Consider the following 13740-nt stretch of genomic DNA (forward strand, 5'->3'; position numbering starts at 1 on the left):
ACCTCGGCCGCGACTGTTGAGTTCGTCGCAGGGGGATCATCGCTGAGAGATCCGACAGTTTCGATCGCAGGCTGAGCACGCGTTATGAGTCAGTACAAATTGCGGTGGTACGTCAGATACCGCGGATCGACGTCGTGACCGGGAACGGTGCGCAAGAACCCCCGCGACTCGCCGGTGATCCGGTTGATCACCGTGAGGTCGTCCTTGACGATGATTGCGCCCTGATCGAAGAGCACGTGGTGGTTGGGGCAGAGACAGAGGAGATTGCCTGTCACGTCGTACCCGTCATGCGGGCTGCCGAGCGGCCGGATATGCGCACCCTCGGCGTACGGGCCGTTAGGGAGCAGCAGCCGGACTCCGCACATCTGGCAGGTGTGATCGTGCAGAGTCTTAATCAGCAGTGAGAGCGCACTGTCCCGGACGATCCGCTTGACCGTGGTCGGGCGGCGTTCCGGTGTACGGACATCGTCGTGCGGCGGGAGCGGCTTATTGTCGAGGTCGCTCAGACCGACGCGTACGAGCAGCGCGTTCTGATCCACGTCTGGGAAGTACGTGCTCAAGAGGTACGCGCTCGCTTGAGACCGTACCGCCTGGTCCTCCGTCACCAGGTCGTACACCCACTCGCGTAGTCCAGAGACCGGCTGGTTTTGGCTCATCCACCCCAGAGGTGGGCTGCCGCTGGGGCGAGGCGGTTCCGGGTGGTCGGGCAGCGTCCATAGCCCGAAGTCCGTGAGCTTCAAGACCGGGTATTCAGGAGTGGGCCGGTCGCCCGGCAGGCCGAACTCTCTGATGAGTGCGCTGATCTCGGCCCGTGTGGCATCCCAAGGAACAAGGCGTGCCGCTCGGTGTGCGGCGCGGCCGAGGGCCCACAGCAAGGTGAGCGGCTGGTGCCGTTTGGGGCGGCCGTTCGAGACTGCGGTGTCGAGATTTCTGATCATTTCGAGGAATGCCGCAGCAGGCGACGCGTCTTCGCGCGAAGTGACGAGGAACCCGAGGTGGCCAAGGACCCTGCCGACCGTTGCGGCCCCTCCGGAGAACTCCGAAGCGCGAAGCGGATGCCCGTCGACACCGCGGTGTGCCACGCCGGCGATGGCCTTGGAGTCGTAGCGGCGGCCGTTGCGGATGATGAAGTACTCGCGTGCTCCTCGGTAGCCGTACAGCTCCAGGAAGGCGTCGCGACTCAGCTGGTCGTACTCCTCGATAGCCGCCAGGACCATCGCGCGATCGAGATCGGATAAAGCCATTGGATCACGATATGTCCGGGGACCGACAGCCGCGTGGATGCTGGGCCTCCCTCTGGCCCTCGAGCACGGGCTGGACTGGCGTGCCACCGGACGCAGCGTCAATTAGCCGGTCCAGGCTTGTACCCAGTTAATCAAAGGGCGCCGAACAGCGCGATCACCAATGTGGCGTCGCCCGTGAGAGCCCGCCGCAAGAGGCAGGCAGGAGTCCCGCCGCGAGGGCGAGCGCGGCGGGACTCACAGCTGCTGGTGGACGCGGTGGCAGGCGTCCAGTGGGGCAGGCTTTCCCGGCGGTCAGACTTCGACCGGCTCCAGCACGAACACCGGGATCTCCCGATCCGTCTTCTCCTGGTAGTCGGCATACGGCGGATACGCCGCCACCGCACGCTGCCACCACTCGGCCCTCTCCGTGCCAGTCACTTCACGGGCCCTCATGTCCTGCTTGACCGGGCCGTCCTGAAGCTCCACACGGGGCTCGGCCTTGAGGTTGAAGTACCAGACGGGGTGCTTGGGAGCGCCGCCCTGCGAGGCGACCACGGCGTATCGGCCTTCATGTTCGACACGCATCAGTGGTGTCTTGCGGATCTTGCCGCTCTGGGCACCCAGGTTGGTCAGCACAACGACGGGCAATCCCGTGTCCATCAAGGTCGTGCCCTTGGTACCGCCGGAGCTCTCGTACAGCTCCACTTGCTCACGCACCCACTGCGCGGTGCTGGGTTCGTACTCACCTTCAAGAGGCATGTCATCCGTCCCTAGGTCGGCCGACTCGTGTGCGACGGGTTCAACGCCCGCACCGTGCGGGTTTCATCCATGCCTGGTCTCGGTCGCTTGCGGTGACGGCGCCGGCAGCCTTCCGGGGCGGGCCGCAGTGGCGCCGACGCGCTCGGTGATGATCCGGGAGACGGCCACTATCCGTTCGTGGCCCTCGTGCCGCAGTCGGACCTCGTCACCGACCCGGACGGCGCGTGAGGGTTTGACCCGTACTCCGTTGACCCGGATGTGTCCGCCCCGGCAGGCGTTGGACGCGATCGAAAGAGTGATGCGCGCCCTGCCCCTCCAGGCAGGCTGCGGATCACACACGCCCAGCTCACGGTCTTACCACATGAGAACGCTTCGGCCCTGCCCCGTGCGGACGACGTGAATGCTTACCCGAAGTGCTGTGGCCCCTTATTTATCCTTGTGGACGGCCTGATAGCGGCCTTGGCCGACATCAGGCCATCGCCGTCCGACGGCGTTGCCATCATGTGCGCCGTCGCAATTCAGCTGCCGGGGAAGTGATAAATATAGCCCCCGAGCCATCTCAAGGTGGCAATCCGAGTACTATTCCTGAGATCGCATCGCCCCGTATCAGAGTAACTATCGACAAGTGAAGATCGAAGTCGGACGGCCGATATCCTCATTTAGGGTGGTGTCACATGGTCATCTATAACAGGACTCTCGATTGCCCTTTCTGCGTCCTGTCGGCGGAGGGGCGATCGCCCGTTTGGGAGCATTTGTTTCACGCTGAAAATGGCGATGAGGTCATCTTCCGAAGCGAATCGTTCTCAGTCGTTCTCGACACCGCGCCGCTCGCGGAAGGTCACGTGCTCATCATCACCGATCGCCATGTGCCCTCACTTGCGGGCCTCTCGAAAGCCGAACGCGACGAACTCCAAGTGGTCAAGCGTGACGCTGAATCGAAACTCAGGGATGTGTACGGTCCGATCACCTACTTCGAGCATGGCGCGGAGAGTTTCGCGCGGCATGCGGGAGCGTGCATCGACCACGCCCACCTGCACTTGGTCCCGGGAGGCGTCGACATCTTCCCACTCGTCGCTCACGACTACCCGAATGTCGAGTCGTTCACTTCATATGAGGACGCGCTCGAAAGCCTGGCCGGCCGTGCCTACCTCATGTTCGGCCGGGACGCGGGTCCGGCTTATGGAGCGCACGCCCCCGCCTGCGTCACGCAATACCTCCGACGTTTGGTCTCCCAAGTGGCCGGGTCCAAGGCTGTATGGAACTGGCGTGATTCCGTTCGTTGGGCCGATACCCTCTCGGTCCGGGACCAATTGCTCAATGCCCGGAAAAAACTACGTTCTTAGCCTTGCGAGCGGTGTGCGAAGCCTTGCACGACGCTGGCGCGATGATTGTAGATGAGCTCGTCGCGTAGCATAAGGCTGTCAATCGTGAAGCTCTCCTCGGCCAAGACGCGCCGGGTGTATTCTTCGCTGAAGAAATGCCTGACCTGGCCCTCGCTTCGAAAGAGGTCAGGGCCGAGCTCATCGCCTTCGCCGTAGAGCGGGTCGTCGGTAGACCTGCAGGTGAACAGAATTCTTCCGTCCGGGCGTAGCACACGGTGTATCTCGCGGAAGATGTCCCGGGTGACCGTGTCAGAGAAGTAATGCAAGGAAAGTCGTGCGTAGACCGCGTCAAAAGCGCTGTCCGGAAAAGCCAGGGGCGCTTGCAGGTCTTGGACGAAAAAGCTGACTCCGGACTCTCCCTGAAAGCGTATGTTCTCATCGATGGCGAACTCTGAGAAGTCTGTCGCCGTGACCGTGTGTCCCTGTTCCTGCAGGAAGACGGCATCTCTCCCGCTGCCACACCCCAGCTCGAGAATCCGCTGGCCGCGGCCAATGCTGTCGGCGAGGAGGCGGGCGAGCGGAGTTGGGCTCATTCGTTCATCGTTGTTCCAGTATTTACGATGATGCCCATTCCACAGTTGCAACTGGTCGACATCGTCGATCGATGAGACTGGTGTCCTATTCGATGCGATGAGGTCGTCGATGCCCTGAATGCCTGCCGCTTGGTCCTTGATCAGGTAGGCCATAGCTGACCATATCAAGGCGGGCCAAGGTCAAGCGAGGCTGGGGGTTGATTTTCTGTTCCGCTTTACACATACCGGTCGGTTGCTACACTCAGGACTGAATGTGCCGCAGGCTGGTCGTGAGGCGTGAAGGCTGAGGGCGACGCATGTCTAGCGAACCAACGGCGATGTGGAGTCCCGTTGAGCATGAGTGGCTGTTTCGCGTGCCAGGCCGCCGCAATCTAGAGCCGCAGGCCGATATCCGCCCCCATGCCGACTTAAATGCCAAATGTCCATTCTGCCCCAGCGGGGAAGACGTGGCAATGGCGAGCGGTGCCCGCCTGGTGCCGAGCAAGCATCCCATGATTTCCCTGGGAGAGCCGCATTCCCCTGGGCAGGAGCAGCTGCATTGGGTGCTTGTGTACGGCAACTCCCATTCCCAGAGGCTAGGTGATCTTCCGGCCGACGTCACCCGGGAGTTCCTGGAGCTGATCTCTATCAAGACCGCACGCCTTTTTGACCGTCCTTCGGTGAAGGCGGTCTTCGCTTTCGAGTCCGTGGGGGACCACTTCGGTCCGACAGTCGCTCATCCGCACGGTCAGCTCATCGGACTCCCCTTCGTTCCGAGGCGACTGACTCTCGCGCCGGCCGCTGATTCGTGTGCCGTGTGCGAATCCGTCATGAGGCGAGACCTGACGGTGATGATCACGAACCATTCACTCGTTCAGGTGCCTCCGTGGTCGCGGCTGCCCTTCGAGATGATCATTATGCCGAGGGTGCACCGGCCGGATCTCGCGTCGCTGTCTGTCGAGGAGATCACGTCGATGGCCGACTGCCTGCACACCGGCCTGCAACTGTGTCGGTTGACCCACGATGGCGAGATGCCGCCTTATCTGATCAACGTGATGCAGGCCCCCAAGGGCGACACCTCACACCACCTGCGGGTGGAGCTCGTCCCACTGCACAAGGACGAGAGAACGCTCAAGCGGCCGGGTGGCATGGAGTTGGGCCTGGGAATCTACCTCAACCCGCTGCTTCCGGAGGTCGCTGCCGGGATTCTCCGCGAGGTCTTGCCGGACGTACGGAGGTGCTCGATATGAGGCGCGTCCAGATCGTCGGGACCCAGCGCTCCGGATCCAACCTGCTTCGCCTGCTGTTGGGGTCACTCCCGGGCGTCTTCGCGCCGCCTTCGGCGCACAAGCTGAGGGACTTCCAAAGCCTGACCAGCCGGTACGGCTCGTTGCACGTGCCCTCGAACCAGGGGCGCCTGGCTGAGGACATGGGCCGGCTTGTCGATATGAATGCTCTCGCCTGGCCACGTATACCGGATCGGAGGCGGGCGGTTTTAGCAGAGATGGGCGGATCTACGCTGGCTCACGCAGTTTTAGCCTTTTACGATGCGCACGCCCGATACTTCGGCAAGCAGCTATGGGTCAGCAAGTGTCTGGAGAATGTCCACTTCATTGATCAGCTCATCGACTCCGGCTTGCCCATTCTTTATCTGCACCTCGTAAGAGATCCACGCGACGTGGCCGCCTCGTTTTCCCGGGCTCCGATAGGTCCGAAGGAGCCAAGAGCTATCGCTTTGCGCTGGTTGGCGGACCAGGAAGCGGCCATGACAGCACGCGAAATGGTCGGCGAAGACCGTTGGCTTACCTTGCGTTACGAAGATCTGGTCACGGATCCGGAGGCTGCTCTGGCGCCGCTGTGCGATCGCGCAGAATTGAGGTGGTCTCCTACCGCGCTCGAGTTTTACCGCCGAGAAGAGGCGCGATCGGCTGCATCGATATCCGAGCTGTGGAACAATCTCGACCGACCGATTCGGCGCGATCGCGTGTCCGCGTACAAGAGATCGGCGAATATCGAGCTGGTGACGGCTGTCGAGGGCATCACGTGTGATCTGATGTCCGCATTTGACTACGCCGCTGAATATATATCTGTGCCGACCGGAATCAGTGCCGGCGAGAACGAGGACATTCTGAATCGTGATCGTGAGATGCGCGCAGAATTCGCGGCCGCCCGCGATCCGGAGGCGGAGGCCGTACACCTCAGGAGAGTGAGTTTCCTGGAGGATCTCAAGGCCACGAGGCCACCCAAGAGTTTTGCGGAGGATCTTATGTATGTGCAGTTCGCACAGAAAGCCGTGATCGAGTGGCAAGGAAGACTGCTTCTGATCAGGAAGGGTCAGGATGACCCGCACCAGCCAGGGAGATGGGAGTTGCCGGGCGGACGCATGAAGCCTGATGAATCGCCGGATGACGCGCTTGTTCGCGAGGTACGCGAGGAGGTTGGGCTGGATGTGTCGCCTGGGCGTCCGCTGGCTCTGTGGTCATGGCGGCTGGGCAACGAACAGGACGCCCCTACGGTCATCGCCGTGGCCCGGCTCTGTATGACGAGTACAGGGGATGTGGACATGAGCCGGAACGACGAGGATGATTTCATCGAGAAGTACGGCTGGTTCGAGAGAGACGAGGTCCTCGGTCTAGATCTCATTCCAAGCGCCAGAGGCCCCATCGAGACGGTTCTCGCAAACCTCTAGCAATTCTGTTCAAACGGATGAGGCGCCTACGGGCGTGTGTGAATCAAGGACGAGTTAGTTGCTGACGCGCCAGATCCTGAGGGACGCTCAGTTAGAGATCGAGCGGCGGATCGAGTTGCGTCTACAAGTCGAGGCCGGGCGGCTGCCGGACTGCGCCCTGGCTTCGGGGCAGTATCTCGACCATCCTCGCTACGAACAGCGCGGGCTCTACGGCACTGCGGCCACGATCCACATTCTCGCCCGTCGGGCCACAACGGATCCCGCCGTCAAGGAGCAGGTGGCGCGGTTAATCTATTACGTCGTCAACCGCAGCCAGGTGGAAAGGGCCTCGGTAAGCTCTGCCGTGTACCGGGACCTGGTTGCGCGCAGAATCCGGCTGCAGAAGACGGACATTTTTCGGATGGCCGATATCGGCTTCGCCCTCTCCTCCGTGAGCCCCGCCATCGCGCTGAAGTCCGAGGCGTTGACGCTGGTGCAGGGGGCTTTCGAGGGCGCGCTGGCCAACCCGGCGGGATATGCGGTTGGTAGCGAAGGCGGAGAGCCGGATCCGCTGGCCACGGCGCATGTCGTGCGCTGTCTGGCGGCGAATAATCTGCCTATCAGGCCGGAGGACTGGCGCTATCTTCGCGAGTACCTGAGTAGCGGTGACAATGACTTCGTTCGCTGCTTCGTGCTTCTCGTGCTCACTGCCTATGACTCCCAGATGGAGCGGAGGCAGCTGCAGGTCTCCTGGAAGGATCTCTTCTCGGCGCTTTCAGCCGCGTTCGGCGGCCAGTCGGAGGCGAACCATGAGTACACCCGGTACGGCGCGCAGGACTATGTCCGGATACCTTGGCAGATCTACCTGGTCCAATCGTGTGCCAAGCTGTTCCCTCTGACGAGATTCAACGGGTTCACGATCCAGCGGAAGATGCTGGATGTGGTCCAGCAGATCTGCGCTCCGACCGGGTTCAGGTACGAAGCCTCAGGTAGCTATCTCTCCACTCGCACCTATGCGTGCGTTTGGCAGGCGATGGAGGAGATCTTAGCCTTCAACTTCAGGCAGCCTATTCCACGCGTCGTCGTCCGCACGGTGACTGGGGCAACGCGTCTGCTGTCCAGTCGGCTCGTCGGGGTGCTCACGTATCTGCTGCTCGTCGCCGTTGCGGCCGGATCGCTGGTCGAATGGCTCAACAGCCCTCACCGCTTCATCGGTGACCTGGCGCCCAATCTGCTGGCCGAGGTCATGCTCATCATCGCTGCGAGGCTCGAGCTTCAGGTGAGGCGGGCGAAGTATCGTCGCTGAGCCGTCGAGCGGGTCGCAGCCGGCCTAGCCCGTGTGCCGGGGTGAGCGGGGAATGCGGGCCACATGATTCGGCGGCGGTATGGCCGCCGCGGTCCTCCTGCCGCAGAGCACATCACTCGGGTTTGCCCAGTTTGCCGAAGATCCGGATGGCGTAGGCGTTGATGACGCGGCCGACTGGCCCCGCCGCCTTGCTGGCGTTCTTGCGGGTCGTTTCCTTGATGACGCGCTCGACCCGGGGACGGCGTTCGGCCTCATAGGCGGTGAACGCTTCGGCGTAGGGGAGGTCGCGTAGGCAGCGGGCGAGCTGGATCGCGCTCTCGATCGACAGGGACGCGCCCTGCCCCGAACTGGACGACGGCCGTCACGGCGTCGGTGGTGGACTGCAGACCGCGCTGACCGGTCAGGCCGAGGGGGTCTGCACCGGGCCACCCTGCTCGAACTCGAATATCTGCACGCGGTGGCCGTCGCCGAGGAGCGCTGGCTGGCCGCCCTGATCGACGACCTCCGCTTCGGCCGCCTGACCCGGTCCCCGGCCGACTTCGCCGACCCGCAAGCTGGCCCGCAATAGGTACTCCGCCAGGCGCTAGGGCAAGACGGTGATCAAGACGACGGGCCGAGTACAAGTGTGGGGGTGACGTAATGTCCCCCCGGGGTTCGGTCGTCGGCGAGGACGTTCGCGGCGGCGAGTTGTCCCATGGCCCGGAGTTCGAGGTGAGCCCTTATCGCCCCGCCCTGGGAGCATGGTTACGGTGATCCATCAAGGTGATCTCACTGTTTGGCCTCGCCATTGAGTCCGACAATAAGCCCTCTGTGTCAGCTGGACTTGAGTGAGTAATTGCTGTGCACGGCGCTCAACCATTTGGCGTCGATCTCGCGTCCGGTGATTCGGCCTGCCAGCCGGAGGGCGGATGTGACGCTGACCTGGATGTTCACGGGGTCCTCGATCCCGTCGTCATCTGGGTTGTCCAGCTGGAAGGCGAGACCTTCCATGAGCGTGTCGAGGGCGTGTGAGTCGGTGCCTCCACGTTCGGTCGGCCAGTCGATGGCGAAGAGGGTGACAACGACTCCGTTGATTGCCCAGTCGAGGCGGTGGTTGTCGTAGCCGCACTGGATGCTGAGCGCTCGTGTGTCGCGCGACACCTCTTGAAGGAAGGACAGCGGTGACCGGTAAAGGTTGAACAGTAAGGCCTGTGCCCAGCCGTTGGCTGTACCGGCCCACATAGCGGGGCCCGGTTCAGCTTCGGGTCGCGCCAGGTTGTTGATGTCGCACCGGAACGCGCTGGCCGGGTCGCCGCCCAGACGACGGCACAGCTCATTGCCGCCCAGGCCCTCTGCCCACAACAGGTGGAAGCCGGCGTATTCCTCGCTGTCGAGATCGAAGGAGACCAGCAGGTCGTACAGGTCGGTTGGGTGAGGCATGAGGGCCTTTCAATGAACAGCGGAACAGGCGCCCGGCACGACCCGGGCACCTGTTCCGCGGACTGCTATTGACCACTCGGTAAAGAGCGTAGAAGAGCCAGAGATCTCGTTTGGCCACCTGGCTGTGCGCTGTCTTCGCCACGGACACGCGTCGTGTCGGTGGCCAATGCCAACGGCGGGGGTCAGCCAGCCACTGGGCGTGGGGATGCTGATCGGACAACTGTCGCCCGAGATGGCAGATGGGCCCTGCTCGGGAAGGTGCGGTTTCGCGGCCGCGCGGAAGGCTTTGATGACCTGTCGTTGTCTCGTCGAACGATCGTCGGCCGCTCGGTTGCCTGTACCTTTCTGCGGGCCCGGCTGGCGATCATCTTGGTGGCGTCGACGGACTTGCCGAGGATCTGGCCGATCTCGGCGAACGCCCGGGTAGTCGATGCGCTTCTCCAGACCGAGCCCGTCGGTGTAGAACTTCAGCGCGCGGTCCTGATCGGTGACATTGACCGTCACATACATGATGTTCGTCAGCACCCTGGTCTCCAATCTCGTTGTTGGTCCGACGGCCGTGGGCGTACACGGCAAGTCGCCCGTATGACGGGCGCGGGCGCCAGAAGGTAACGAGTGGACCGAGCCCTGCGCAGGAGGGCGTCACGGGTATCCGCGCGGATCCGGTGGAGGATGAACCGCCATCGCGTGATCTTTTAGGCGGCCTCTGATTGCTCCTCGCCAGCGGAGCGTCCGACGAGCTCGCTACCGCGCCCACCTGTTCGATGCGGTATGCCCGTTCACTCCGGGGCGGGCCCGGTGCCCCGCCCCTCCGCCGTCGGGCGTCCGAGTAGCTTGTCGATGCTGCGGCGTTCGCGTTTGGTGGGACGGCCCGCGCCACGAGCTCGTACGGCCACCGTGACAACCTCCTCGCGCGGAGGAGGCGGAGGGCTCTTGTCGACGTAGCACTCGGCGGCCACGGGGGCGCCGACGCGCTTGGTGATGATCCGGGAGACGACCACAATGCGTTCGTGGCCCTCGTGCCGCAGGCGGACCTCGTCACCGACCCGGACGACGTGCGCGGGCTTGACCCGTACTCCATTGACCCGGACGTGACCGCCCCGGCAGGCGTCGGACGCGATCGATCGGGTTCTGGTCAGGCGCACCGACCAGATCCAGCTGTCCACCCGAGCACTCAGCTGCTCACCTGCCACTCCCACACTGTACTGAGACCGTCGCGTCGCCAGCATCCAAACCTCGCCTGACCAAGGGCAGGCGCCCGCCGGTACTGCTGGCCATGTCCTTCTGGCCATGTCCAGAAGGACATGGCCAGAAGCTTGGTGTCGACGCGCGGATTTGCGGTTGATAAGGACCACCGTCGACGAGCGCGGCCACGGACAGCGGCTATCCCTTGGCGGCGAGTCTCCGCGCAACGTCCTCGCGGGTCGCGGACGGCAGCAGGGGCAGCAGGCGGTCGCGGCAGGGAGGCGGGCAATGCGCGAGCAACCCGGCGATCGTGGCGGATGGAAGGCGGCTCAACGCCTGACCAGCCGGGCCCTCCGGCATCGCGGCGACGACGAGACCGGCCTGCCGGGTGTCGATGACGGCCATCGCTTCGAGGGCCGCCGCGGAGTGCCGATCGTGCATGTGACCGAGCATGCGTCCGCGGTGGTGGGGCTCCATCGCCAGTACGACCCCGGCCACCAGGTTCGGGTCTCGTACCTGGTCCAGCAGCCGGCCGACGCGGTGCGGGAGCAACATTTGCAGGATCTTCGCGCTCTTCGTCGCCTGGCGGCACAGCTCCTCCACCGCGGCGGTCGTGAACAGCTGCCACTGCTGGGCGAGGAGGACCGCCGCCTCAGCGGCGGGCAGCGCGAGGACCATCGAGCCTCTTTCCGCGGCGCCGGCACCGGCGAGCGCCCGACGCACTCGTTGCGTCGCCCCGTCACCACCCGTTCCAGCGCCGTTTCCACCTCGGCCGCCGCTCCGTCCGGGGATACCGCCGTTCCGTCCGAGGATGCCGCCGTTCGCTCCGGCTCCGTTCGCTCCAGTGACGTTCGCTCCGGCTCCGTTCGCTCCGGCGACGTTCGCTCCGGCTCCGTTTGCCCGGTGAGGCGGACGTGGTCGAGTGGCGGAGTCTTGCCGCGTCCGCCGCGGCCCTGTCCCGGGATCGCCCCGGGGGACCTGTTGCAGTCGCCGCGCCAGTTCATCGGCCGTCATCCTGTTGGCCGGGCTCTTGACCAGCAGGCGGTTGATCGTCGACTTGAGTTCGCCCGCCCGGGTCATGGGGTCCGGGGGGAGAGCGAGGATCGCGAACTTGGTGGCTTCCTCAGTGCTCCGGTGGAAGGGTGGGCGTCCCTCCAGGGCCGTGTAGAGGGTGGCGCCGAGCGACCACAGATCGGCCGCTCCGTCTATCGGGATGCCTCGTAGCCGCTCGGGGGCGATGAAGTCCGGGGTGCCGACCACGTGACCGAGCGTGGTGATGCGCTCGTGGCCCTCGATGGCGGCGATCCCGAAGTCCACCAGGACGACCTCGCCGGAAGCGGTGATCAGGATGTTGTCCGGCTTCACGTCGCGGTGGAGCACCCCGACCGCATGCGCGGCCGCGAGCGCGGCGAGCGCCTGGGCACCGATCCGCGCCACGTCGCGCTCGGACAGGGGTCTCTTCTCGATCAGCGCGCCGAGCACGGTGCCTGGCACGTAGTCCATCACGATCCATGGGCCGTCAGGGGCGTCGAGCACGTCATGGACCCGGACGATGCCCGGGTGGTCGATCCGGGCCAGCGCCTGTGCCTCCTGCTCTGCCCGCGCCTTCAGCTCCGGCAGGCGCCCGACGTCCGCGCGTACCTGTTTGAGCGCCACCACGCGGTCGAGCTTGCCGTCCCGGCCGCGCCAGACCCGTCCCATGCCGCCGCTGCCCAGTCGCGCCTCGATGACGAACCGACCGGCGACGCGCTCACCAATCATCGTTCAGTCCGGCGTACTCGGTCCGCTGGCCGTCGCCTGTCCGAGAGGCGCGGTTGTCTCGGAGGTTGCGAAGTGCCTCGTCCTCGAAGCTCCTGTCCTCAGGGTGCTCCGCCGGCGGGGGTGAATACGGGATGCCGGGTTCGTAGAAGACTCCGGTACGAGGTTCGTCCGCGACGTACGGCCGGGTCGTGCCGTCCCGCCAAGAAGCGCGACGTGGCCGGTCTGCCTCGTAGATCTGGTCGATGGCCACGTTGACCTCCCGCTTCTCCAACGCGGCCAGGATCATGTCGTAATTACCAGGCCGCTGCATCAGCTTGACGAGGACCGGCAGACACTCGATGAGCAGGATGAACAGGAACAGCAAGGTCCGGGCCATGTTGAGGGTCGCGTTGTCCCGCGACACCCTGCCGAGCGCCTCCAGTCGCAGCATCAGGCCGTCGGATCCCCGGATCTCGGCGGCGAAGCCGTCCCTGAGCCCTCCCTGCTGCTTGGTCAGTTTGCCCAGCTCCGTCTGTACGCCGCGCAGATTCTGCTGCGCCTGGGCCAGCCTGCTCGCCTTTCCGGCCTCCTGGCCATCGCCGAGTTGTTTCCTGCGCAGCGCCATCTGCCGGTCGATGTCCTTCACCCGGTCGTCGGCGGTTCTGTACGCCTTCTCCGCCGCCTTCGCAAGAGGCCCGGACCCCTTCTTCGCGCATTTGGGCGGCCCGACGTACAGCTGGCACTGCCATTCCTGGTAGAACGTGTCCCGCTGCTTCACAGCCTGGTCGTGCGACTTACGCAGTTCCCGGATCCGCGGATCGGCCGCCGGATCGAGCGTGACCTCCCCACGGGAGGCGATCACAGCTTGCAGAGCCACCGCGGACTTCTGCAGTTCGGCTACGCGCCGGCCGGTCTCGCCGCTCTGCTGCGCGCTGGTGAACGCGTCGGCTTTCTCCTGCTGGATGTCGACGATCTCGGCATCGATCTCGGGCTTGAAGATCTGCAGGACCAACGGCGTGGAGATGACGGCGCCCAGCAGCAACGCGAGGAGCACCCGGGGCAGGGCCAGCCACAAGCGCCGTCCCCCTTGTGCCGGCAGGGATGTGACGAGCCACCGGTCCAGGCTCAGAATCGCCACACCCCAGACGATGCCGATCAGGACGGCGAGCGGTGCGAACAGCTTGAGCGCCGAGGCGAGCGCGAACGTCATGGAGATGGCGGCGACGCAGGCCGTGGTCAGTATGGCGCCGCCCAGGCCGTGAAACCTGGCGCGCTCCCCCTTGCACCGCTCCAGCACATCCGGACGGGCACCCGACAAGACAATCAGCCATCTACCGACCACGCGCGGCTCCGGGGGGAGAGGGGGGAGGGGACAGGACGCCGTACGCCCTACCCCGTGAGTAATCCACTGACTACCATAAACAACCGGCAATCTTGATTTATCACAAGAGGATAGATGTCAACTCGCGGAGGTTACGTCCAACGGCCCGCCACGGACGGCTTTCCCAAGGGCGACCAACGGTTACAAATCACCATAGAACGGACA

15 protein-coding genes are annotated in these 13740 nt (G+C 64.3%); 5 read left to right on the forward strand and 10 right to left on the reverse strand.

Annotated elements, in window-relative coordinates:
* Positions 1 to 89 precede the first annotated feature (89 nt).
* The 3 genes from AB0B61_RS39900 to AB0B61_RS39910 form a co-directional block, all read right to left on the reverse strand.
* Positions 90 to 1331: an HNH endonuclease gene (locus AB0B61_RS39900; protein ID WP_358443650.1), complete on the reverse strand. Its 1242-nt coding sequence runs from the start codon at positions 1329 to 1331 to the stop codon at positions 90 to 92.
* Positions 1332 to 1535: 204 nt separating this feature from the next.
* Positions 1536 to 1982 carry a nitroreductase family deazaflavin-dependent oxidoreductase gene (locus AB0B61_RS39905; RefSeq protein ID WP_358443652.1) on the reverse strand — a complete coding sequence of 149 codons (447 nt, stop codon included), beginning with the start codon at positions 1980 to 1982 and terminating at the stop codon, positions 1536 to 1538.
* Between the two features lie 63 nt (positions 1983 to 2045).
* Positions 2046 to 2321, reverse strand: a complete 276-nt coding sequence (locus AB0B61_RS39910) for a S4 domain-containing protein (protein ID WP_358443654.1) — start codon at positions 2319 to 2321, stop codon at positions 2046 to 2048.
* Positions 2322 to 2656: 335 nt separating this feature from the next.
* On the opposite strand from AB0B61_RS39910, the gene AB0B61_RS39915 reads away from it, so the two are divergent.
* A complete protein-coding gene (locus AB0B61_RS39915; protein ID WP_358443656.1) occupies positions 2657 to 3325 on the forward strand; it encodes an HIT family protein in 669 nt (222 codons plus the stop codon).
* Here the strand turns inward: AB0B61_RS39915 and AB0B61_RS39920 are convergent.
* Positions 3322 to 4050 carry a class I SAM-dependent methyltransferase gene (locus AB0B61_RS39920; protein ID WP_358443659.1) on the reverse strand — a complete coding sequence of 243 codons (729 nt, stop codon included), beginning with the start codon at positions 4048 to 4050 and terminating at the stop codon, positions 3322 to 3324. The genes AB0B61_RS39915 and AB0B61_RS39920 overlap by 4 nt on opposite strands.
* 143 nt (positions 4051 to 4193) lie before the next feature.
* Between AB0B61_RS39920 and AB0B61_RS39925 the strand changes: the two genes are divergently transcribed.
* The 4 genes from AB0B61_RS39925 to AB0B61_RS39940 all read left to right on the forward strand — a co-directional run bounded on the left by AB0B61_RS39925 (position 4194) and on the right by AB0B61_RS39940 (position 8142).
* Positions 4194 to 5126 (forward strand): hypothetical protein, encoded by a 933-nt coding sequence (locus AB0B61_RS39925; protein ID WP_358443661.1) that lies wholly within the window; start codon positions 4194 to 4196, stop codon positions 5124 to 5126.
* The gene (locus AB0B61_RS39930; protein ID WP_358443663.1) at positions 5123 to 6565 is read left to right on the forward strand and encodes a sulfotransferase; all 1443 of its coding nucleotides are present in this window, start codon (positions 5123 to 5125) and stop codon (positions 6563 to 6565) included. Before AB0B61_RS39925 ends, AB0B61_RS39930 begins: the two co-directional genes overlap by 4 nt.
* A 58-nt stretch (positions 6566 to 6623) precedes the next feature.
* Positions 6624 to 7850, forward strand: a complete 1227-nt coding sequence (locus AB0B61_RS39935; protein WP_358443665.1) for a hypothetical protein — start codon at positions 6624 to 6626, stop codon at positions 7848 to 7850.
* Between the two features lie 79 nt (positions 7851 to 7929).
* Positions 7930 to 8142, forward strand: coding sequence for a hypothetical protein (locus tag AB0B61_RS39940; protein WP_358443667.1), 213 nt, complete (start codon positions 7930 to 7932; stop codon positions 8140 to 8142).
* A gap of 108 nt (positions 8143 to 8250) precedes the next feature.
* Here AB0B61_RS39940 and AB0B61_RS39945 read toward each other — a convergent pair whose 3' ends face one another.
* The 6 genes from AB0B61_RS39945 to AB0B61_RS39970 form a co-directional block, all read right to left on the reverse strand.
* Complete coding sequence (locus AB0B61_RS39945) at positions 8251 to 8403, reverse strand: hypothetical protein (RefSeq protein WP_358443669.1); 153 nt, start codon at positions 8401 to 8403, stop codon at positions 8251 to 8253.
* A 260-nt stretch (positions 8404 to 8663) separates the two neighbouring features.
* Complete coding sequence (locus tag AB0B61_RS39950) at positions 8664 to 9269, reverse strand: DUF6461 domain-containing protein (protein WP_358443671.1); 606 nt, start codon at positions 9267 to 9269, stop codon at positions 8664 to 8666.
* A 9-nt stretch (positions 9270 to 9278) separates the two neighbouring features.
* Complete coding sequence (locus AB0B61_RS39955) at positions 9279 to 9794, reverse strand: VOC family protein (RefSeq protein WP_358443672.1); 516 nt, start codon at positions 9792 to 9794, stop codon at positions 9279 to 9281.
* 254 nt (positions 9795 to 10048) lie between these two features.
* Positions 10049 to 10462, reverse strand: a complete 414-nt coding sequence (locus AB0B61_RS39960) for an RNA-binding S4 domain-containing protein (protein WP_358443674.1) — start codon at positions 10460 to 10462, stop codon at positions 10049 to 10051.
* Positions 10463 to 10652: 190 nt separating this feature from the next.
* Complete coding sequence (locus tag AB0B61_RS39965) at positions 10653 to 12215, reverse strand: protein kinase (protein WP_358443677.1); 1563 nt, start codon at positions 12213 to 12215, stop codon at positions 10653 to 10655.
* On the reverse strand, positions 12205 to 13536 hold the full coding sequence (locus AB0B61_RS39970) for a DUF4407 domain-containing protein (RefSeq protein ID WP_358443680.1): 1332 nt from the start codon (positions 13534 to 13536) through the stop codon (positions 12205 to 12207). Before AB0B61_RS39970 ends, AB0B61_RS39965 begins: the two co-directional genes overlap by 11 nt.
* Positions 13537 to 13740: the final 204 nt, after the last annotated feature.

The organism is Nonomuraea sp. NPDC049158 (genome assembly GCF_040648335.1).
In the GTDB taxonomy this organism is placed as follows: domain Bacteria; phylum Actinomycetota; class Actinomycetes; order Streptosporangiales; family Streptosporangiaceae; genus Nonomuraea.